Origin of the sequence: Sandarakinorhabdus sp. DWP1-3-1, from assembly GCF_049896705.1 — a bacterium.
Lineage (GTDB): Bacteria > Pseudomonadota > Alphaproteobacteria > Sphingomonadales > Sphingomonadaceae > Sandarakinorhabdus.
Genome location: NZ_JAFCUV010000001.1, coordinates 493,274 through 515,841, shown reverse-complemented (window position 1 = coordinate 515,841; position 22,568 = coordinate 493,274). Strand labels below are relative to the sequence as shown.

The 22,568-nt window shown below is 70.4% G+C and carries 13 protein-coding genes; 7 read left to right on the top strand and 6 right to left on the bottom strand.

Going from position 1 to position 22,568, the window contains the following annotated elements; genetic code table 11:
- Positions 1-39: 39 nt before the first annotated feature.
- Genes ACP7AI_RS02395 through ACP7AI_RS02365 form a run of 7 tightly spaced genes read left to right on the top strand, consistent with a single transcriptional unit; the run spans position 40 to position 6,460 of the window.
- The gene (locus ACP7AI_RS02395) at positions 40-1,209 is read left to right on the top strand and encodes a polysaccharide pyruvyl transferase family protein (RefSeq protein WP_426163668.1); all 1,170 of its coding nucleotides are present in this window, start codon (positions 40-42) and stop codon (positions 1,207-1,209) included.
- A complete protein-coding gene (locus ACP7AI_RS02390) occupies positions 1,206-2,423 on the top strand; it encodes a Coenzyme F420 hydrogenase/dehydrogenase, beta subunit C-terminal domain (RefSeq protein WP_426163666.1) in 1,218 nt (405 codons plus the stop codon). Before ACP7AI_RS02395 ends, ACP7AI_RS02390 begins: the two co-directional genes overlap by 4 nt.
- Positions 2,420-3,304, top strand: coding sequence for a glucose-1-phosphate thymidylyltransferase RfbA (rfbA, locus tag ACP7AI_RS02385; protein WP_426163664.1), 885 nt, complete (start codon positions 2,420-2,422; stop codon positions 3,302-3,304). The genes ACP7AI_RS02390 and rfbA overlap by 4 nt, the downstream gene beginning before the upstream one ends.
- On the top strand, positions 3,301-3,843 hold the full coding sequence (rfbC, locus tag ACP7AI_RS02380; RefSeq protein ID WP_426163662.1) for a dTDP-4-dehydrorhamnose 3,5-epimerase: 543 nt from the start codon (positions 3,301-3,303) through the stop codon (positions 3,841-3,843). Before rfbA ends, rfbC begins: the two co-directional genes overlap by 4 nt.
- Entirely contained in the window at positions 3,840-4,706 is an 867-nt protein-coding gene (rfbD, locus tag ACP7AI_RS02375; RefSeq protein WP_426163660.1) for a dTDP-4-dehydrorhamnose reductase, read from the top strand. Before rfbC ends, rfbD begins: the two co-directional genes overlap by 4 nt.
- The gene (gene rfbB, locus ACP7AI_RS02370; protein ID WP_426163658.1) at positions 4,703-5,791 is read left to right on the top strand and encodes a dTDP-glucose 4,6-dehydratase; all 1,089 of its coding nucleotides are present in this window, start codon (positions 4,703-4,705) and stop codon (positions 5,789-5,791) included. The genes rfbD and rfbB overlap by 4 nt, the downstream gene beginning before the upstream one ends.
- A gap of 30 nt (positions 5,792-5,821) precedes the next feature.
- On the top strand, positions 5,822-6,460 hold the full coding sequence (locus ACP7AI_RS02365; RefSeq protein ID WP_426163656.1) for a DUF1345 domain-containing protein: 639 nt from the start codon (positions 5,822-5,824) through the stop codon (positions 6,458-6,460).
- A 6-nt stretch (positions 6,461-6,466) separates the two neighbouring features.
- Here ACP7AI_RS02365 and ACP7AI_RS02360 read toward each other — a convergent pair whose 3' ends face one another.
- The 6 genes from ACP7AI_RS02360 to ACP7AI_RS02335 form a co-directional block, all read right to left on the bottom strand.
- Positions 6,467-6,958 carry a Dps family protein gene (locus ACP7AI_RS02360; RefSeq protein ID WP_426163654.1) on the bottom strand — a complete coding sequence of 164 codons (492 nt, stop codon included), beginning with the start codon at positions 6,956-6,958 and terminating at the stop codon, positions 6,467-6,469.
- 92 nt (positions 6,959-7,050) lie between these two features.
- Positions 7,051-7,614, bottom strand: a complete 564-nt coding sequence (locus ACP7AI_RS02355; protein WP_426163652.1) for a glycine zipper 2TM domain-containing protein — start codon at positions 7,612-7,614, stop codon at positions 7,051-7,053.
- Positions 7,615-7,696: 82 nt separating this feature from the next.
- Positions 7,697-10,999: a hypothetical protein gene (locus tag ACP7AI_RS02350; protein ID WP_426163650.1), complete on the bottom strand. Its 3,303-nt coding sequence runs from the start codon at positions 10,997-10,999 to the stop codon at positions 7,697-7,699.
- 13 nt (positions 11,000-11,012) lie between these two features.
- Positions 11,013-14,150: a hypothetical protein gene (locus ACP7AI_RS02345; RefSeq protein WP_426163648.1), complete on the bottom strand. Its 3,138-nt coding sequence runs from the start codon at positions 14,148-14,150 to the stop codon at positions 11,013-11,015.
- Entirely contained in the window at positions 14,147-21,403 is a 7,257-nt protein-coding gene (locus ACP7AI_RS02340) for a hypothetical protein (protein WP_426163647.1), read from the bottom strand. The genes ACP7AI_RS02345 and ACP7AI_RS02340 overlap by 4 nt, the downstream gene beginning before the upstream one ends.
- Positions 21,404-21,535: 132 nt before the next feature.
- Positions 21,536-22,555, bottom strand: a complete 1,020-nt coding sequence (locus ACP7AI_RS02335; protein WP_426163645.1) for a hypothetical protein — start codon at positions 22,553-22,555, stop codon at positions 21,536-21,538.
- Positions 22,556-22,568 lie beyond the last annotated feature (13 nt).

Below are 22,568 nucleotides of genomic sequence, written 5' to 3'. Positions count from 1 at the left end.
CACCTGCACGCTCCCCTTCGTGTCTCGGGAAGGTCGGCCATGACGACGCTCCGGATCGGATTGCTGTGGCATTCGGTTGCCGCCGGCAATCTGGGGGTCGGTGCCCTCACCATCGGCAATATCGCGCTTGCGCGCGCCGCCGCGGCGCGCGCCGGGCTGACCCCGCAGTTCACCATCATCGGTGCGCGTGAAACCGGCACCCCCTATGTGACCGGCAGCGACATCGCCGTGCGCACCATCACCGGCCGCTACATGATCGCGCCGTCGGGCTATCGCGCCGATGTCGCCGCGTCGGACATCCTGCTCGACATCGGCGCCGGCGACAGCTTTGCCGACATCTACCCCGACAAGCGCTTTGCCTATATCTTCATGACCAAGGCGCTCGCCATCCTGGCCGGCAAGCCGCTGGTGCTGTCGCCGCAGACCATCGGGCCGTTCTCGCGCCAGCCGCACACCGCCATGGCCGCCTGGGCCTGCCGCCGCGCCGATGTGGTCTTCGCCCGCGACCCGCTTTCAATGGCGGCGCTGCAGGCACTCGCCCCCGATGCCGATGCCCGCCAGGCCATCGATGTCGCGTTCGCACTACCTTATGACCGGCCGGCACGCCGCTCCGGCGGGCCAATCAAGGTCGGCATCAACGTGTCCGGCCTGCTGATGCACGGCGGTTATGCCGGCAACAACCAGTACGGCCTCGATTTCGACTATGCGGCGCTGACCCGCGCGCTGGTCACCGCCTTCACCGCCATGCCGGGGGTGGAGGTCCATCTTGTTCCCCATGTCATGGCGCCCGGCCTGCCCAGCGACGACGACGGCGCCGCCGCCGACCGGTTGAAGGCCGAGTCCCCGGCCCTCGTCCGCCACCCCGATTTCGCTTCGCCGGTCGCCGCCAAAAGCTTCATCGCGGGGCTGGATTTCCTCACCGGTGCCCGCATGCACGCCACCATCGCCGCCTATTCGGCCGGCGTCCCCGTCGTGCCGATAAGCTACAGCCGCAAGTTCGAAGGGCTGTACCGCGGCCTCGACTACCCCTGGCTGGTCACCGCCAAGGGCATGGACACAGGCGCCGCCACTGCCTTCATCCTCGATGCCTTTGCCCGCCGTGCCGAACTCGCCAAGGACATCGCCCGCGGCGCGCCGGTGATCGCCGCCGGCCTCGAAAGCTACATCGGCGAGCTCGCCGCGCAATTCGCGGCCGCGGCGGCGCGGTGACGCCCTCGCCCAGCCTCGAACGCGTCGCCCGCGGGCAGTTGTGCAGCGGCTGCGGCCTGTGCGCCGGCATCGCGCCGGGCGCCGTCGCCATGGCGATGGCACCGCCGGGTTACCTCCGCCCCCACCAGTCGGCAGCGCTGACCGACGCCCAGGAAGCCGGCATTGCCGCCGCCTGCCCGGCGCTGATCGTCGACGAAAGCGATCTCGCCCCGGCGCCGATCGATGATCCGCTATGGGGCCGCGCGCATTTCGTCGGCACCGGCTTTGCGCATGACGACACGCTGCGCCACCGCGCCTCGTCGGGCGGGGTGCTGTCGGCGCTGCTCGCCCATGCGCTGGCGACCGGCATGGTCGATTTCGTCGTCCAGACCGGCGCCGATCCCGACAGCCCGACCGGCAACCGCACCGACGTGTCGGCAGATGCCGGCGCCATCCTTGCCGCCGCCGGTTCGCGCTATGCGCCGTCGGCGCCGCTTGCCGATCTCGAGGCCTGGCTGGCGCGCGGCCGCTTCGCCTTTGTCGGCAAGCCCTGCGACGTCACCGCGCTGCGCGCCCGCGCCCGCACCGATCCGCGCATTGCGGCGCAGGTGCCGCTGATGCTCGCGTTTTTCTGCGCCGGCATCCCGAGCGCCGCCGGCACCGGGCGTATTCTCGCCAAGCTGGGCGTTGAGCCCCACGAGGTCGCCGCCTTCCGCTACCGCGGCGACGGCTGGCCGGGCTTTGCCACCGCCACCCTCCACGACGGCAGCACGCGCCGCATGAGCTATGCCGACAGCTGGGGCGATATCCTGTCCAAGGAAGTCCAGTTCCGCTGCAAGATCTGCCCCGATGCCGTCGGCAACGCCGCCGATATCGCCTGCGCCGACGCCTGGTACGGCGACGATCGCGGCTACCCCAGCTTTGCCGAACAGGACGGCCGCAGCCTGGTCATCGCCCGCAGCATGGCCGGCCTGGCGCTGCTCGACGCCGCCCGCGCCGCATCGGTCATCAGTACCGAACCGCTCGCCATGGCCGAGATCATCCGCATGCAGCCATCCCAGGCCCGCCGCAAGCGCCAGATCCTGTCGCGCCTGGCCGCGATGGCGGTTGCCGGGCGGCCGCGGCCCCGGTATCGCGGGGTGCAACTCCGACAGGCCGCCGTGCTGGAATCGCCGCTGGCCCAGGCGCGCAGCTTTGCCGGCCTGCTGCGACGCTTCATTCAGGGACGCACATGATGACGACAGCTCGGCGCGGCATCATCCTGGCGGGCGGCTCGGGCACGCGGCTGTATCCGCTCAGCCGCTCGGTGTCGAAGCAGCTGATGCCGGTCTATGACAAGCCGATGATCTATTATCCGCTGTCGGTGCTGATGCTCGCCGGCATCCGCGAGGTGCTGATCATCACCACGCCCGCCGATGCGCCGGCGTTCCGCGCATTGCTCGGCGACGGCAGCGACTGGGGCATGCGCTTCGACTATGCCGTGCAGCCGGAACCCAGGGGGCTGGCGCAGGCCTATCACATCGGCGCGGATTTCATCGGCGATCGTCCGTCGACGCTGATCCTCGGCGACAACATCTTCTACGGCCATGGCCTGCCCGAACTGCTCGCCACCGCCGGCGCCCGCACCGACGGCGCCACGGTGTTCGGCTACAACGTCAAGGATCCGAGCGCCTATGGCGTCGTCTCCTTCGGTGCCGACGGCCGCGCCGAGACGATCGAGGAAAAGCCCGCGGTTCCGAAATCGAACTTTGCCGTCACCGGGCTGTATTTCTACGACGCCGATGCCGTGCGACTGGCCCGCGACGTCAAGCCGTCACCGCGCGGCGAGCTGGAGATCACCGACCTCAACCGCCTCTACCTCGACGCCGGCAAGCTGTCGGTAGAGCTGATGGGCCGCGGCTTCGCCTGGCTCGACACCGGCACCCATGGCGCGCTGCTCGACGCCGGGCTCTATGTCCGCATCGTCGAGGAACGCCAGGGCCTGAAGATTTGCTGCCCGGAGGAGATCGCCTGGCGCCAGGGCTTTATCGACGCGGAGCAATTGGCGCGCATCGCCGAGCCGTTGCGCAAGTCGGGCTATGGCGAATACCTCCTCGGCCAATTGCGCGCCGCATGAAGGTCGAGCCGACCGCGCTGCCCGGCGTGCTGCTGATCACGCCGCGCGTGTTCGGCGACGACCGCGGCTTCTTCCTCGAAAGCTGGAACGCCAAGGCATTTGCCGACGCCGGGCTGGACCTCGAATTCGTCCAGGACAACCACAGTCGCTCGGGCCAGGGCGTGCTCCGCGGGCTGCACTATCAGCTCTCGAACCCTCAAGGGAAGCTGGTCCGCGTCACGCAAGGGTCGGTCTTCGACGTGGCCGTCGACCTGCGCCGCTCCAGCCCGCATTTCGGCCAATGGGTCGGCGTCGAACTGTCCGACACCAACAAGGCGATGCTCTGGGTACCGCCCGGCTTTGGCCACGGCTTTGTCGTCACCAGCGCGAGCGCCGATTTCCAGTACAAGTGCACGACATTCTACGAACCCGCCGACGAACATTGCATCCGCTGGAACGACCCGACGATCGGCATCGACTGGCCGCTCGACACGGCGCCGCTGGTTTCCGCGAAGGACGCTACCGGCACGCTGCTCGCCGACGCCGCGGTGTTCGCATGAGGGTGCTGGTCGCCGGCGCCAATGGCCAGCTCGGCCGCGCCCTGCAGGCAACCGCGCCGGAAGGCGTCACCGTCATCGCGCCGCCGGAGGCCAATTTCGACATCACCGACCCTGTGGCCATCACCCGCGCCATCGCCGATGCCCGCCCGGACATGCTGGTCAACGCTGCCGCCTACACCGCCGTCGACCGCGCGGAGGCCGATTCCGACACCGCGCAGCGCATAAACGCGACCGCGGTCCACCATCTGACCACTGCGGCACATACCGCCGGCATCGGTTTCACCCATGTTTCCACCGATTTCGTCTTCGACGGCACCGCGCACAGCCCCTATCCGACCACCGCCGCCCCCTCGCCGGTCAGCGTCTACGGCCGCACCAAGGCTGATGGCGAGGCCGCGGCGCAGGCCGCCCACCCGCAAGCCCTCATCGTCCGCACCGCCTGGGTCTATGCCGCCGCCGGCAACAACTTCGTCCACACCATGTTGCGGCTGATGCGCGAACGTGATGAAATCCGCGTCGTCGCCGACCAGATCGGCACGCCGACCCATGCCGACGGCCTCGCCCGCGCGCTGTGGGCGCTGCTCGCCGCCGACGCCACCGGCATCCACCACTGGACCGATGCGGGCGTGACCAGCTGGTACGACTTCGCCGTCGCCATCCACGAGGAAGCGCTGGCCCTCGGCCTGCTCACCCGCGCCGTGCCGATCGTGCCGATCCGCACCGCCGATTACCCGACGCCGGCGCGCCGCCCGCCCTATGGCGTGCTCGACAAGACCGCCACCTGGGCCATCACCGGCCCCGCCCGGCACTGGCGCGCCGAGCTGCGCGACTGCCTCGCCACCATCAAGCAGGCCACCCCATGACCCTTCTCGTCACCGGCGGCGCCGGCTTCATCGGCGCCAATTTCGTCCATTACTGGCGCGCCAGGCACCCCGAAGACGCCATCATCGTCCTTGATGCCCTCACCTATGCCGGCAATCGCGCCAGCCTTGCCGGTGTCGACGTCGATTTCGTCCAGGGCGATATCCGCCAAACCGCGCTTGTCGAGCAACTGCTGCGCAACCGCGGCGTCGAAACGCTCGTCCATTTCGCCGCCGAAAGCCATGTCGACCGCTCGATCCACGGCCCCGCCGCCTTTGTCGACACCAATGTTCTCGGCACATTGAGCCTGCTCACCGCGGCGCGCAGCGTCTGGCTGGCCGGTGACGGCACGCCCCACCGCTTCCACCATGTCTCCACCGACGAAGTCTATGGCAGCCTCGGCCCCACCGACCCTGCGTTCAGCGAGACCACCGCCTATGCCCCCAACAGCCCCTATTCGGCGTCGAAGGCCGCATCGGACCACCTCGTCCGCGCCTGGCACCACACCTATGGGCTGCAGGTCACCACCTCGAACTGCTCGAACAACTATGGCCCCTACCAGTTTCCCGAAAAGCTGATCCCACTGTTCCTCATCAATGCCCTCCACGGCCGGCCGCTGCCGATCTATGGCGACGGCATGCAGATCCGCGACTGGCTGCATGTCGAGGACCATTGCCGGGGCATCGAGGCGGTGCTGCAGCGCGGCCGCGTCGGTGAAACCTATTGCATCGGCGGCGGTGCCGAACTGCTTAACATCGCCGTCATCGACACGCTGTGCGCCGCCGTTGACGCGGCCTTTGCCGCCGATCCGGCGCTGGCGGCACGCTTTCCCGGCGCGCCGGCCGCCCGCGGCACCCCCACCGCCAGCCTGAAAACCACCGTCACCGACCGCCCGGGCCATGATCGCCGCTATGCCATCGACGAAGCCAAGGCCCGCGCGGAACTCGGCTATGCCCCGGCGCGCGACTTCGCCACAGGGTTCGCGGCCACCCTCGCCTGGTACCTCGCCAATGAAGGCTGGTGGCGCGCCGTGCTCGACGGCAGCTATCGCGACTGGGTGGAGACCAACTATGCGGCGCGGGGCTGATCAGGCGCCACCGCCGGCCTGTGCCGGCGCATGAGCATCCTGCGCCGCTACACCCGTTTCTGGCTGTTCGCGGCGATCATGGTCATCGTCACCACCGCCCTGTCGACCCGCCTGGCACCGGCGCCGGCGTTCCTCATCGGCTTCGATTGCGGCGCCAGCGTCTTCCTCGTGCTGATGCTGCGCCGCTTCGTCCGCGACAAGGCCGCTGCCATGCGGGCCCGCGCCGCCGACAATGAACCCGACCATCACACGCTCATCGGCATTGCCCTGGTCATCGCGCTCGTCACCGTCGTCGCGGTCTGGGTCGAATTGACCGGCCACGGCGCCCGCAGCGGCGATGACGTCGCGCTCGCCGGCGTGTCGCTGGTGCTTGCCTGGCTGTTCGCCAATACGCTGTTCACGCTCCACTATGCCCATGTCTGGTATCTGGGCGATGCCAAGGGCGACCTCGGCGGCCTCGATTTTCCCGGCGACGACACCACCCCCGACTATTGGGACTTCGCCTATTTCGCCTTTGTCCTCGGCATGACCTTCCAGGTTTCCGACGTCGACGTCACCAGCAAGCGCATGCGCCGCATCGCGCTCGGCCATGGCCTGTTGGCGTTCCTGTTCAACATCGCCGTCGTCGCCCTGTCGGTGAACCTGGTGGCCACCGCCATCGCGCGCTGATCCCCCTCAGCCGAGCGTCGCGCGCAGCATCCAGGCAGTCTTTTCATGGATTTGCATGCGCTGTGTCAGCAGGTCGGCGGTCGGCTCGTCATGCGCCGCATCGGCGAGCGGGAAGATGCTGCGCGCCGTCCGCACCACCGCCAGCTGGTCCTCGGCCAGGATGCGCACCATCTCCTCGGCGGGCGGCTGGCCCTTGGCTTCGGCGATCGTCGCCAGCGTGGCATAGGCCGAATAGCTGCCCGGCGCCGGCTCGCCCAGCGCCCGGATACGCTCGGCGATCAAGTCCACTGCCAGCGCCAGCTCGGTATACTGCCCCTCGAACATCAGGTGCAGCGAATTGAACTGCGGGCCGGTGACGTTCCAATGGAAATTATGCGTCTTCAGGTACAGCGTATAGGTATCGGCCAGCAGCCGTGACAGGCCCTCGGCAATGGCCCGGCGCTGCTTGTCGTCCATACCGAGATCGATGGTGGCACTCTTCTTTGCGGTCTTGGCCATGATGGTCTCCTTCGCCCATCATGATAGAACACATGAAAATGGCGTCCAACGGATTTAACCGCCGGACGCCATCGCCAGCTTCGATCGTTACTTCAGCGGCAGGTGACGTTACCGCGCTGGATCGAATTGCCCAGCACCGCGCCCAGGCCGCCGCCCAGCACGGTGCCCAGCGTCTTCGATCCACCCGGCGAGATCACGTTGCCGAGCACGCCGCCGCCCAGGGCACCGATGATCAGGCCCGTGGTGCCGTCGTCGCGACGGCAATAGAAACGGTTGTCGCGGCCGCGATAGATGCGATCGTTGGGGCCGAGCACCCGCGGGCGGTAGTTGTTGCCGCCACGATAGTAGTTGTCGGCGTAATAGGCGCCATAGCGGGGATCGGGCCGGCGATAATCATAGCGGGCGCCGCGCTGCCAATCGCGCGCATCCTGGCGATATTCGCGCCGGGCATCCTGCAAATCGCGGCGCTGCTCGCGCACATCGTTGCGGTCGCCATAGCGGCGGGCCTGCTGCAGGTCGCGGCGCTCGCGCTCGATGCGGCGCTGGTCCTGTCGCAGCTCGCGATTGTCGACATAGGCACGATCCTGATACTGGGCCGCCGCCGGAGCAGCAGCGCCCACGGCCAGGGCCGCCAGCGGGATAAACAAGGTACGCATTGGCAGGTCCTCCTCTTTCAACGAGGGGGGAGAATGCCGATTCGCGTGTGGCGATTGCCTGAACGGCCCTGTTACCCGCCGTTCATGTGCCACTGCTCAGCACATTGCCGTTGCCCAGCAGCGCCAGCCAGGCGGCAAGGTCGGCCGGGTTCGGCGGCACCGAGCCGTCGCGGTTCCACAGTGCGCGATCGCTGTCGGTGACGGGCGGATCGACCACCGGCAGCGTCGCGGTCGTCAACCGGCCGCTGCCCCGCGCCACCAGGGCAGCGATGGCCCGCACCAGCTGCGCGCCATCATCGGGCACCAGCGCCGGCGACAGGCCGAGCCGCGCCGCCACCAGCGCGCGGCGCAGCGCCGCCAGCGAGGCGCCGCGGCCGCGCACCACGGCCTCGTCGAACACCGCCACCGACAGGCTCGAATCGAAGCTCAGGCCACGCCGGGACAATGCCGTCGACCCTGTTAGCGCAAAGACATCGTCGACGATCACCGTCGTCGTCGCGATGCGCAGCGACCGTCCGGCGCCGGCATTGGGGCAGAAACTCGCCACGCGGCCCGGCGCCGCCGCCTCCAGCGCCACCAGCGCCGCCTTCAGCGTGTCGGCGCGAACGCGGATCAGGTCCTTCGGCGCGCCGATGAGCGCCTCCACCGGCACGCAGATGACCGCGTGCAGCGCCCGGTTCGCCGCCAGCCGGTCGGCAAGCGCCTGCACCGGCCGCAAGATATCCTCGCCGCTGCCGATCGCCAGCAGATCGAGCGCCGGGCTTTCGAGATAGACCAGGTCCTCGGCCCGCGCGAACGCCGCCGTCAGCGCCACCGCACCCTCCTGCAGGCCACGCGCCGCCGCCAGCGCCCGGCGCGCCATCGCCCGCTGCTGCACCGCCTCGCGGCCGGCCGCCGGCGCCGCAATTGTGATCGACGGGTGATCCGCATACCAGGTCCGCATCGCCGCCTCGTCGCCATCGAATGGAAACGGGTGGCCGGTGTCGCCCGCCTCGACGTCGAGCCCGCGTTCTCCCTCCACGCCAGCCGCCTGGGTGCGCAGCGCGGCGACGAACAGCCCTGCACCGGCAGGCTCGGCCGGCGCACTCGTCCGCGCTGCCGCCGCCGCGACCAGCGCCGGGGTCGCCGCATCGGCCAGCGCCGACAGGCCTTCCGCCACCAGCAGCGCCGCCGGACCGCCCAGGTCGATACCGACACCCGCCGTTTCGGGCGCTGCCGGGCTGCCGGGATGGCCCTGCTGCGCGGGCCCGATCTCGTGGAATCGCGATAGTGCCGGCGGCGGAAACAGCACCGCGCGCGCCGTCGTCGCGTCGAACGCCGCCGCCGCACTGGCCAGCGCCATCTGGGACGGTAGCGGCGTGCCCGGGCCGCTCGTGCGCAACACCCCCTCGCGCAGTATCTCGGTCGCCGTCGCACCGGTCGCGCCGAGCAGCGCCGCCGTACCACCCAGCGGCTCGGCACGGAACGCCGGCCGGCTGATGACGACGCGATCGCCTGCCGTCAGCGACCGGATCACCGTTCCCGCGGCAAAGGCGGCCGCCGGCACGCTCGCCGGATCGATCAGGCTCGCCGTACCGCCGCTGTCGTCAACCAGCGTCGAGCCGGGCAACAGTCCCGCCGCCTGCGCCGCGGCGATGCCGGCAAAGCGGTCCTGTTCACAGGCGATGATCGCCCCGCCGGCCGCGCTCCAGGCCAGCGCCGCGCCGCCCGCCGCCAGCGGCCGCGGAAACCGCAGCTCGCCATACAGCCGCGTACGGTCGCCGGTGCCGATCATTGCCGTCGCGCCGAGCTGCGACGCGGCATTTTCGCCATCGGGCAGAAGCACCACCAGGCTGACCTTGCCGTCGGCGCGCACCCGCCCCGCCCCGCCGTCGGTCGCCTTGCGCCGGCCAGTGGCGAGGTCGATGCCATTGGGCCACAGCCGCAGCATGGCGCCGGTCAGCACCGGATCGAGGTCGAATTCCACCAGCACCCGCTGTCCGGCGATCGTCGAACCGGCAGCGGTGCCGCCGCCGACCAGCGCCCGCACCGTCGGCGTCGGCAGGCTGGCGGGGAACGGATCGGGATCGACAGCCAGCGGTGGCAACGGCCCCTGGTCGCGATCGAGCTGCTGCGCCACCACCAGCGCCGGCGCCGCGTCCTGCAGCAGGTCGACCAGCGCATCGGCGGCATCGTCGATCGAGATGCGCAGCGGCGTCGGCGCGGCATCGCCGCCGGGCGCCCGCGCCACCGCCACCCGCGTCGCGGCGCGGTTCTGGTCGGCGGCGCGGCGCATTTCCCCTGCAGTCGGCGTCACGCTTGCCGGCGTACGCGGCTGGCCGGTCAGATGGCGCTCGACATCGACCAGCGCCACCCGGGCATAATCGCGCCCCAGCGCCGCATCGACCGGCCCCGCCGGCCACAGTGACACGCTATTGCCCCAGGCCCGATGCGGCAGCAGCGCCGCCCGCGGCACCGGCGCATCGTCGGGCGCTGGCGCCGCAGAAAATCCCACCGTCACCGCCGCCGTGCCGCTCGCTCGCCGCACCACATCGGTGGCGGCGCCGTCCACCCCCGCCAGCGTGGCGCGCGCCAGCAAGGCGGCCGTCAGCGTGCCTTCATGCGCGTTGACGAGGTAGACGCTGCGCGCGTCGGGCGCCGTCGCCGTGCGCTTGTCGCCGGCGTCGAGCCCCGGCGCCCAAAGATTGTCGAACTCGACCGTCGCCAGATAGGCCAGCCAAGCCGCCGCAGCCCCCGGATCGACGGCCCGGCCGCGCGCATCGAAGGCCCAGACGCCATGGCTCACCGCCGCCAGCGTGAACAATTCATCGAAACTGCCGGCGAACTTGCCCGGCGCGGCCAGCACCTGCGCCGGTCGTTCCGCATTAGCCAGCGCACCGTCGCTGCCGCCCAGCCCGATCTCCTTCAGCTTTTCGGGCGTCGTCGTCTCGGCAAAGCCCTGCACCCAGCGCGCGAACACCTGCGCCGCCGTGCTCGCCGTGGTGACTCCGCTCGCCTCGATGGCGAACCAGCGCGGCATCGGCCGGGTCGCGACGCTCGCCGCGCTGCCATCGGGCGAAGGGATGTTGGCCAGCAGCGCCTCCAGCCGCACCATCACCTCGGGCAGCAGCTGGAACAGCGCCACCAGCACATTGTCGGCAAAGGCCGGCGCACCATTGGCCCGGCGCAGCATCGCCAGCGCCGGCGGGCGCGGGCTGGTGGCGAAATGCAGCGACAGCACGCCCCGCGCCGGCGGCAGCCAGGTCGTCGAGGCGCCGGGCGTGACCCGCACCGCCAGGTCGCCGTCGGGCGCGCCCAGCGACAGGTCGCTCGCAAACCACGGGCCGATCGCCGGCGAGGCGAGGCCCAGGCTGTCGGGGGCCGGCACGAGCGGACGCGGCGCCATGGCTATGCCCCCCTCATGGCACGATCACCGCGGCGCTGGGCACGCTGGTGCGCCCGGCCGGGTCGGTGATCATGGCGCGGAACACCGTGCCGCTGACCGGCGGCGCCGCCAGGGTGAAGCGGAACCGCCCGCTGCGATCGGGCTGGCGGCCGCCGTTGGCCGCCTCGGCATCGGCCGACAGCACCGCGACGAACGCCATATCGCCGCCTGGCGGCTGGGCATAGAGATCGATGGCATAGGCACCTATGCTGCCGCCGCGCAGCGGTTCGGGGTGGCTGAAGCTGACTTCAGTGGCCCCGTCCCACTGACCGTTCTCGGGTGCCGGCGGCGGCCCCGGCGGGATGATCGCCGTCGTCACCGCGGCACTCGGCGGCGACCATTCGCCAGGCACGCTGCTGCCCGGCTCCGGCCCGCCGCGGACCTCCACGACCCAGCTGTACGCCGTCCAGGGCAGCAGCACGTCGGGCGTCCTGAACTCGTTGCCACCGGTGTCGCGCAGCGTCGCCACCTCCTGCATCGCCTCGGGCCCGGCGCCGGCGGCCAGCGGCGGCACGCTGCCGGTACGGGCGACGGGCATGCGCTCGACGATCCGGCTCTCGACCGCCGATCGCCGCAGCCGGTATTCGCCCGCCTGCACCGGCCCCTGCGGCACCCGGATGATGACCTGGGCCTGCACCGGTGTGGCATCCCCGGCGTCAAACACCGGCTTGACGATCAGCAGCGGGGTCGCCGGCGGGCCCGAGTTGGGGATGCCATAGGGCACCAGCGCGCTGTCGCCGATCCGCCCCTCCACACTGGCAGCGCTCACGGGCACGATCCGATAGAACACCAGCACGCGCAGGCTGCCCGACACCTTGTGCTCGAAGGCCTGCGCCGTAAACCCGTCGGGGTTGACCAGCTCGAACGCCGTCCGCCCGAACCGCGCCTTGTTGGCGACGAAGATCGCCGCCCGCGCCGCCGGATTCGGTGCCGCAGCGATCGCGTCGCGGATGCCCTGCGTGCTTGCCCCGGCCTTTTCGAGCACGGTCAGCAATGTCGTCTCGTCGCTCTGGTACACCCGCGTCGTCGCCTGGCCGGGGCTGTTGGTCCAGCGCAGCTGGATGCGCGACTTGCCGGTGACGTCGGGGCGGGAGCCATAGGCCAGCACCTCGGGGATCACGATCGCCGCCGGCGGCCGCGGGTCCTTGATATCCCGGCCCATCTCGGGCGACGGATCGGAGAACATGCCCGCCGCATCGCGCCAGCGGCAGGTCAGCGTGATGGCGCCTGTCGCACAGCGCGCCAGCGCCGGCCCGACGCGGGTGAGGTCGAGCTCGAGCGCACCGCCCGGCACCGCCACCAGTTCCGGCGCGCCGCCGTTCAATGTCATCTCGAGCGTCGTCACGACCTGGCTGCCCGGCGGCAGCTGCAGCGGCTGCGGCACCGCCACGCGCACATTGATGCTGCCCGCCAGCGGCGCATCGTGCATCGGATCGGGAATGTCGGGCTGGGTGTAGAACAGCTCCGGCACCGGGCGCGGCGGCCGCGGCCGGATGCCCGGCGGTGACTGCGCCTCGTTCCACTCGCTCCAGCGGCCGAACCAGTCGGCCTGGGCGACGCGATAGCGGATCGGATCGGGCGGCGAAAACCGGTCATAGACTTCGCCGCGCCCCGGCGTCAGCGCGTCGGGCAGCAGCGCGGCGCTGATCGGCAACCTCCCGCCATCGGGACACTTTTCGTGCAGCGCCTCGGGCCCGGCGGCACCGCTGCGCGCAAAGGCCAGGACATTGGCCCCGGTCAGCCCCGACAGCGGCACCGTCACCTGCCGCGCCGCCGCCGGTGGCACCAGCGTCGTGTTCCACGGCCCGCCGAGCAGCGCGCCCATTGCCGGCCGCAGCGGCCGGTCGGGCGGCACGCCGACGATCAGCGGGATGATCGTGCCCATGTTGACCAGCGCCCGCACGGCGTCGGGCACCTTGCCGTCGAACGTCCGCCTGAAAACCTCGGGGTCGTTTTTTGCGCCCAGGATGTCGCTGTTGATCAACTTGCCGAACAGCCCCTTCGACGGCACCGCGCGGCTGTCCCACCAGCTGTCGATCCAGTAGAGCACCAGCGTCTGCGCCGGCAGGCCCGGCACCTCCGGATCGGTATCGGCGAACCCCAACCAGCGCGCCATGCCAGGATCGACCGAGGCCAGTTGCACCGCCGCCAGCAGATTGACGTTGATCGTGCCGACCACCCTGCCGCTGATCTCGTCGCGGCTGGCGACCGTATCGACCAGCTCGGAAGGCGGCGCGCTGAGGTCACCGACCAGCCTATCGACGGCCTTTTCGAGGTCGCCGTCATAGCGCTTCACCACCCGCGTCACATCATGGTCGACGGGGTCGGCAAAAGCCGGAGCGGTCGCCGGCGTCGCGCCCGGCGCATCGTACATCGCCTCGCGCTTTGGCGCGCCGTTGGCGACACGGTCCTTGGCCCGCCCCCTGGGATCGGGCAGCGACAGGTAACGCGGCGCGCTGTCATGGGGCAGCGACCACATCGTCCAGCGCTTGCCGTCCTCGCCCTTCAAGGAATTCGCGTCGACCCACGTCACGCCGCGCACCGTGCCGCTGCCCGACACGCGGATCCGCGCGATATGGCTGCCGGCGAGCATGTACGGCGCCGTCGACCGGCTTTGCACCACCGCCGGACCCAGCAGCGACGTTTCCATCTGCGCCAGCTGCAGGCCGCCCTGCAGTAGCGGGCGCAGCACGTCGGCCGGGTCGCGGCGCGGGCGGTCGATGACGATGTCGCCCAGCCGTCGCCGCGGGTCCAGCGGCAGCCGCGGATCGATCGGCGGCAGTTGCCGTTGCGGCGTCATGTCGACCCGGATCCAGATGCAGCGCGCCTGCGGCATCGGCGGGAGCGTGCCATAGACCGGGTTGCCGGGCACGACGTCGAACGGCGGCGTCAGCAGCAAGCCGTTGCTGTCGCGCCATTCGATCACCCGCCGGCCCAGCCGCTTCAGCCGGTCGGCATCGAGGATCGTCCGCGATACGATGATGGGCGCCACCGGCAGGCCCAGCGCCGGATTGGCGAACAGCCGGATATGGCCGCCCTTGGCGAGGTGCGGATCACCCGGATCGTCGATGCCGACGCCGGAAAGCAGCCGTGGCGGCGCCATCCAGGTCATGCCAGCCCCTCCAGGAACGCCATGCGTGGCAGCTTCAGGATCGATCGCCGGCCGGTGATGGTGGCGGCGCCGTCGAGGACAGCGACCGAAATCACCGCATCCCCCGCCAGCAGCAACGGCGTCGCCGCCATCCAGATCATGCGCGTTGTCGCCGTGTTGGCGACGATGCGCTGCAGTGCCACGCCGGCAATCGTGATCGACGCGACGGCCATGCGGCCCGGCCGCTCCAGTGGCTCATCGGTCTCGAGCATGATGCCATGCAGGTGGAACGGTGCCGTCCGGCTCCACAGCGCCACCACACGCGGCAGCGTCGGCAACGGCCAGGGATCGAGGCCCAGGGCGCGCAGCACGACTTCGAAGGCGGCATCGTTTGCCGCCGCCACCGCCGCCGGCAGGCCCGGCGCCACCAGCGCATCGGTGGGCAGCCGCGGATCGGGATTGCCCGTGATCGGCAGCGCCATCGCCGCCAGCATCGCCGAGGGCGACGCATAGCGCGAGGTGTGGAAATGGCCGCGGGTGATAAGCACCATGTCGACATCGGGGGTCGCCGCGGGCGGCGCCACCAGCAGCAGGTCGTAATCGGCATCGGGTTCCAGCGGCGCGGTGATGTCGAGCGTGCGCCCGCCCACCGCCGGCGGGTTCGGCACGCAGGGCGCATCCTCGGCGGCGTTGACCAGCAGCAGGTCCGATGGTTCGAGCAGGAACTTGTCGAGCAGCCCGACGACGATCATCATCGGCACCAGCGGCGGCGGCAGCGAGCCACCCAGCCCGCCCGGCCCGGCCAGGCTGGCGGGCGGCGGATCGGTGCGGCGCAGCTTCAACCGCAGGTCGCGGCCGTATTTGGCCAGCAGCGGCGCGATATGATCGGCGCGGAAATCGACCTTGATGGTGTCGCCGAGGAAATGCGGCGCCCCCAGTCCATCGGGCCGGAAACCGAGGAAATAGCGCATCAGCCCGCGCGGATCGAAGGTGCGTTCATCCTTGAAATCGGCCGGCGGCGGGTTGGCCGGCAGCACAGCAGCGGGCGATGTGCGGAACCGGTGCACGGCCTCCGGAAAATCCTGCCAGGCCAGCGCATCGCTGATCGGCGGCGGCCCGGCATTGGCCGGCGCATTGCGCGGCTTGCGCCAGCCGACCCACTGCATGCCGACGACGATCTCGTAATCGGTATCGGCGTCGAGCAGGTTGGGCCGCTCGCTGGTCGACGGGTCGCTGTGATCGCCGAGGCTCCCGGCCGTCCCCGCCTGCGCGTCACCGTTGACCGTCTGGATATAGCGCGTCACCCAGTCGGTCCCGCACAGCGACACGACGGTGACCTGGCCGCCGGTCCATGGTGAAATCACCAGCTCGGTCGCCGTCCGACCCGCCGGCACCGTATATTGCACGAGCGCGCAGCGGCGAACGGCGGCGCGCAGCACGCTGCCGGGGCCCAGGTCGACATTGCCGGCACCGACGCCCCGCGCCGTCAGTGTCACCAGCTTGCCATCGGGCATCCGCGCCTGGACGCGCGGCAACTGGGCGTCGCCGCCCCTGGCGATCAACGTGCGCAGCTCGTCTGCGATACCGCCGCCACCCTGGCCGATGCAGAACTTCAGCAGCGAGCCACCGCCCTCGATCGAGATCTTGCGGCCGTCGCCGCCGCCGAACACCTGCACCGCCGAAATGCTCGTCGCATGCAGGACCAGCACCTGCGCCTCGCGCAGCACGTCGGTCGCGACCGCGCGCGCCACCATGGCGCCGCTGGCGTCCATGGCGATCGCGGTGATCGGCTCGCCGCCGGAATAGGCGACCGTCAGCTCGACATGTTCGGTCGCGACATCGAGCTTGGCGACCACGCCCTTGCTGCCGACCCACAGCTCGGCGCGGCCGTCGCGATCCGGCGCGAAATGGTCGACGATCGGCGACGCCTGCTTCCACAGGTCGGACTGCCATTGATAGGTGACGCCGGGCCGCCGCAGCGTGCCGTCGACCTGGGTACCGATCGCGAGGTCGCCGTAATCGTCGCAGCCACCGACGCTGCCTTGCCGGGCCCCGACGCACAGTTCCAGTGTCAGCACCGCATCGTCGAGCGCCAGCGTCGGCTCGATCCGCGCGCCCAGCGTCGCCACGAACACCGGCCCGTGCATGATGCTCGCCAGCCGATAGCCGGCAGTGACGGCGGACGGCCCCGACGGCACGTTGATCGGCGGCGCAAAGGCCCGCTGCTCCCCGGCATGCAGGCTCCAGCCCGCCAGCGCCAGCGCTGCCGCGGCATCGGCGAGCGACGTCGATCCCGGCAGGCCTTCCGCGACGATCGCCGCAAAGCGCGTGCCCGGCGGCCCCGACAGGCGCACCGCCTCCAGGCTCTCGCGCACCAGCATGTCGCCGCGCACGCAGGTGCGGAACCGGTCGCGGATCGGGGTGCACAGGTTGCCGACGGTGCCGCCGGGATCGGCCGGCGTATCCTTGCCGCCATCGGCGATGTTGCGCGACCAGGGCGTCGGGTGCCAGCTCAGCAACGCCAGTTGCCGCCCTTCGTTTGCCGACGGCGGCGCGTCCTCGGGATCGAGCACGCCGCCGCGATGTGTCGGCCACCACCAGACGCTTTCGATCGGGCCCGGCAGCGCCGCGCCGCCGGACTTGCGGATCGCCAGCGACGTCAGCCGATAGGCGTATTTCAGCTCGCTGCTGCCGCTCCAGGGCTCGCCGGGCAGCTCCGCCGGCACCGGCGCGAACGACGATCCGGCCAGCCGGTTCTGCACATAGGCGGCAAAATTGAGCAGCGGCACGGTATCGGGCCAGGCCAGCGCCGGACGCTGCGGATCGACCGTTTCCCCGGCGCGATAGGCGCGCCCAACGATGGCGCCGGTGCGCTGGGTCAGGTCGACGCGGGTCAGCGGATGGTCGGGCACCGGCACGCCGGGGTCGCTGCCGCTGCCGAATTCGACATCGACGCAGCCTTCGACCGAAAAGAAGAAAAAATCGACCTTGCCGCAGAATTCGCCACTGAACAGCTGCGATTGCTCGGTGATCAGTGCCTTGACGTTGCCGCGTACCGATACCGACACGATGATCAGCCGCAATTCGCCTTCGATGAACAGGCCGGCGACGATGGTCAGCGGCTTGGTGCCGAGGCCGGCAAGGATCTTGGCCGAGGCGCGCAGGTAGATCGGCCCGCCGCCCCATTGCATCGCCCAGCCGGCGCCGAAGCCGATCGAAAAACCGTTGAGATCGAAGCCGGCGACATCGCCGAGCCGGATCAGGTTGCGCTCCTCGACCATCGCATAGGCCCAGACGCCAATATCGAGCGTGCCGGGCAGCAAGGTCAGGCTGACGGGATCGCCGGTGCGGCCGTTGATGCCGTCGGCGCCGATGCGCACGAACGCCGGGTCGGGGTTGCCCGGCAGCGGGAAATAGGCGCCGAACGGCAGTTCCAGCTTCAGCACCTTGGGGATGAGATAGCTGCCGCGCACCCCGACGACGACGGCACGCGGGCTGATTGCGATGACGCCGAGGATGCGGAGCGATCCCGCCGGCGACGGCGGCTTTTCTTCATCGGGCAGCGCCGGCCGGTCGAACAGCTTGGCATCGATGCTGATGACGACATCCGGATCGGGAAAGCCGACCGAGACCATGCCGAGCGCGTTGAAGGTAAAGCCCGTGTCGGGCATCGTGCCGATGCTGATGCCGAGGCCCATCGCCCATTGGCCGGGCGCCGGTGCATATTTCTGCGCGCCCGGCAGTTCGTACCAGCCGAGCTCGCGGCCGACCGGATCGGTGGCGGCGACACTGGTGAAATCGCGCTTGCCGTTCGACACCACCCGCCCGACAAAGCCGTAGATGGCGAGCCCCGACTGCGCCAGCGGGATGCCGACCGGCAGGATGACGCCCACCTCCAATGCGACGAAATCGCCCTGCAAGGCGAGACTGGCCGAGGCGCTGGTGTTGATCGGCACGATCGTCGCCGCCAGCCCGGCGCGGATCAGGCCGCCATCGCCGATGCTGACGCTGCCGGTGCCGCTGATCACGCCGGGCAGGTCGACCGACGCCGAAAAGCCGCGGAATTCGATGCCCAGCCCGCCATTGGTGAAGCTGGCGCGCAGGGTGCAGCCCGTGATCTTCACCACCCCCAGGTCGAGTGCGAACTTCAGGTCGAGCTCCACCCAGGTGCTGCCGGAGCCGGCGCGGGTGCCGGCGACACGGATCAGCTCCCCCAACGGGCCATTGATGACCCACTGGCCCGGGTCCTCGATGTCGAAGCTGGCGTTTTCATAGACGACGCCGAACGCCTCGAAGCCGCTGCGCGCGCTGTCGATCTCGATGCCGACATCGCGGTAGCGCACCTTGATCGGTTTGTTCGCAACGATGCGGATGCCAAACTGGTCGAAATCGAAACCGATCGCCGCCGTATAATCGCAAAGCAGCCGGAAGCGCGCGCCCTCGACGCTCGATATCGCCCGCTGCCGCCATTCGACCTTGACGCCGTGGAAGACGACCTTGCCGTCCTTGCCGAAGGCCGCGGCGAAGCCGATCGCCGCGACGAGCGCCGCCACCCGCGTCACCCCGCCTGCGACATCGCCGGCGCCGATGCCGGCCAGCAGCGCAGGACCGAGCGCAAAGGCCGTCGCCACCGCGTTCATCGGCGCCGAATCGCCGGTCAGCATCGCCAGCCCATCGGGATCGCCGGTCGAATTCAGCGCCAGGCTGAACTGCGTCGCGGTGGTGCGCGGGTCATAGGTCCAGCCACCGATCAGCGTGAACACCTCGTGCCCGTCGACCTGCTGCGGCTGGCTCGCCGTCGGTGTTACGTCCCCGACGCCGCCCGGCACGGGGATCGACCGCCCCTGCCAGGCGATGGTCAGCTCGGCTTGCGTCGGGATCGCATCGGACAATTCGGTGACCGTCGGGCTGTCCCAGCGCACCACCAGCCGCACGCGATAGGGCGTCGCGACATCACGCGGCGCCAACGGCACCAACGCTGGCGGCAGCGTGCCGGGGATGAGTGCCCGGCGCAGCTCGGTCGCCGCCTGGCTGGCGGCATCCGCCGGCGCCGCCGGATCCGCAACCGGGGTGCCGCCGACGGCGTAAAAATCGGCGCGCCTGAAGAGTGGGCGATCATGCGCAGTCGTCGAGGGATCGCCGGCAAAGCCGCCGCCGGTCCTGATCTTGAACAGCCAGCCGTCATAATCGGGCGCGGCGGTCGGGTTGGTCCCGGTCTTGGCACGCTCGTCGGCATCGATCGTCGACATGCCCTCCAGGGCCGCCCCGGCATCGGCGCCCGCCTCGCCCCACTGGAAACGCTCGCCCCGCTGGAACGCCGCCGCGCCGCCGAGCAGCGCCTTGCCGGCGGCGCCGCGTTCGGCCGACAGCGTCTGGTTGCGCGACGGGGTGCCGATATCGCAGGTCCGTCCGACGACGATAAATTGCGCGCCGCTCCACTTCGCCGTCCATTCGGCCAGCTTTGCCCGCGCCTGATCGTCGGCGGTGATCACCTCGACCGTCCCGTCGCCATCGGCATCGGCCACCCAACCGGTCGGCGTCGTATGGTCGAACTGCATCAGCACCTGGACATGGCGCGACACCGCGACCTGTGTCGCCGGCGGCGGTGGCGGTCCGCCGCCGCCCCAGTCGGCGGTCACGCTGGCCAGGTCGCCGGCCGGCACCGACACCACGCCGCCGACCAGCGTCGCATTGTCCGGCGACGGGTCCATGTCGCCGCGGCGATTGAATGACGGCAGGCGGTAGGTGCCCTCTACCGCCCGCACGCCGACGGGAGCCGAAATGTCGAACAGCCCGGCGCGGCAGCCGATCAGCAGCGCGCCTTCGGCCAGCACCTCGATGCGCAACCGCTGTGGGACGCCATCGGGCTTGCCGACGCTGAGGAAATACAGGCCCGGTGTGGCCGGGATCACCGGGGTGAAGCTGGCGCCGCGCGCGGTCTGCGCCGACACGCCCTCCCCGAATTGCCATTCGAAGGCCGGGTCAGTCGCGGGATCGAGGGTATAGGCAAATCCCGACAGGATCTCCTGTGTACCCGACATGCTGAGCACGCCGCTGCGGACCTCGCCACCCGATGTGACCGTGATCGCCGGCAGCGACGCCGCCGCCTGCGGCACGAAGAGGATGGTGACCTCGGGCGACACCGCCAGGTCGCCCGCCGCGCCCTCGACGCCCGCCACCCGCAGCGTGTCGCCGGCCTCCACCGCGAACTGCCCGGTCGTCGAATCGATGATGATCGTCCGGTCGGGCAGCGTCCAGCGGTTGGTGCTGCCTTCCGGCCCGCGCGCCGACACCAGGGCGCGGCTGCCGGCCAGCCCCGACAGCTGCACCTGGTAGGTGCGCGGCCCGGCTGCGGGGACGGGGCTGCCCAGCGCGACATCGGCCGGCGGCGTGCCGACCTGATGCTGGGTGACGCTGATCGTCGCCGGGTTGACCGGGGTGGTGCCGAATTCGATGCGCACCTCGCCCTGCAGGCCGAGCGGACTGCCGAGCAGTACGTCGCGCACCCCGACGCTGAGATCGCCGACCGCCGGCGCACTGCGCGGGAAATAGAGCGTCGCCTCCTTGATCGAGATGCCGCGCCATTCCGGACCCTGGCCGCGTGCCTCGATATCGGCGGGGGTAAAGGCCTCGCTGTCGTCGTACAGCAGCTGGTCGACGGTCAGGCCATAGTCGGAGCTGCCGAGGAAAAAGCTCGCCGGCTCGAAGGTCAGCCCGACCAGCGCCCCGGTGGGGGCATCGGGGTCAAACGGATCGGGCGGCGCGACGAAGCGGATGACCGGCGCGCCGCCACCCGGCGCCGAGGCGATGCGCAGCGTCCCCGAGCCGACGATCTTGACACGCTTGCCGAACAGCGGCTGGCCAGCGATCGGCCGCACCAGATGTGTCGGCGTGACATCGACACCGGGAATCGCGACCGCCGGCTGCAGCCCCGGGATGGCGATGGCGACGCGGTTGAGCAGCAGGTCGAGCTGGAAACCATCGGGCGCCGGCTCGATATCGCCGACCAGCGGCAGCCGCCGCCGCACCAGCTGAAACGGCACACCGACATTAAGCATCGGCAGCTCGATCGGCCAGTTCAACGACGAACTGAAGAACGCCTCGCCCAATGAGCGGATCGTGCCCGAATAGATGAAGGCCGCGTCGCTGGTGATGACGGTAAAATCGACAACGGCAAGCTTGGCGAGCTCGGCGCGGATATCGGCAGGCACAAGCGAAGTCGATCCGGGCGGCAGGCCCAGCAGGTCGACAATCGAGATTCCGCGCGCCGCCATGAAAACCACACCCCTCGGGGCACCTTTTCATCCGACGGGTTGGCCCGTTCCGCAAAAAGGTTAACGGTTTATTTCAGCGACCTGGTGTGATCCTCTCATCATCGTTTCGGCGAGTCAAGAACGACGCCGCCTTCAATAATTGTACAGGTCGTCCAGTCGCTGCCGGGTGATGCGCGCGATGCAACCCGGCGTTTCGCAACTGGCGCGGGCGTTGAGGAACGACGCCTGCTCGCGATCGATATCATATTCCGCCGCTACCCCGCCCCGCTCGACGGCGGCGCGATAGGCCTCACCCATCGCGGCATCGAGAGCGCCGAGACGGGCATCGGCGCAGATCATGCGATTGACCTCGGTCTGCGCGCGGCGACAATCGAAGCTGGCATCGACGCTGGTCACGACGGGGGGCCGACGATCGGCAACCGGTGCGGGAGGTTCGGCTACGGTCCTACTGGCAGCGGACCTGGCCACGGCAGGCGGTGCCACGGCAGGCAGGGCCGCGGCGGTCCGGGCCGCCTCCGCCTCGAGCGCCGCGTCGCGCTGGACGGAGGGCTTGGGCGCTGTCGCCATAGCCGCGCGCTGGACGGCCGGCGCCGGCGCAACCGTCGCCTCGGCCACCGCTGCGGGAACAGCAGTCGCCGACGGCTCGGGCACGGGCGCCGGATTAGCTGCGACCATCGGCCGGGTCGCCGGTGTCGCCGTGCCTGCCGCCTGTCGCGCCGCGATCGTCATCACCGGGTCGGGCGTGCCCAGCACCGCGTGCAGCAGCCAGCCGCCCGCCGCGGCGGCGAACAGCGCGACCGCCAACGCCGCCGCACGCAGCGCCGGTGATACCCGCGGCGGTGCCGGTACTGCCGCAGCAGCCGGCCGGGCCGACGGTGGTGGCGGCGATGGTTGCGCCACGGCCCGAGGCTCGATGGGCAGCGCGGGCGGCGCTTCACGTACGGGCGGCACGATGTCCGGCGCTGCGGGCGGTGCTGCAGCCGTTACCGGCGGGGGTGCCGTGTTTCCTGCGGGCGCTGGCGGCGTTGGCGGCACCGGACGGGCGACAGGCTTGCTGTGCGGCCGGGCATCCCGCCGGCCCGCCAGCGGCCCCATGTCGACCAGCCCGAGTTCACGGGCCTTTTCAAAGCGCCAATCTTCGTTGTCCGGCATGGTCTTTCCCTCA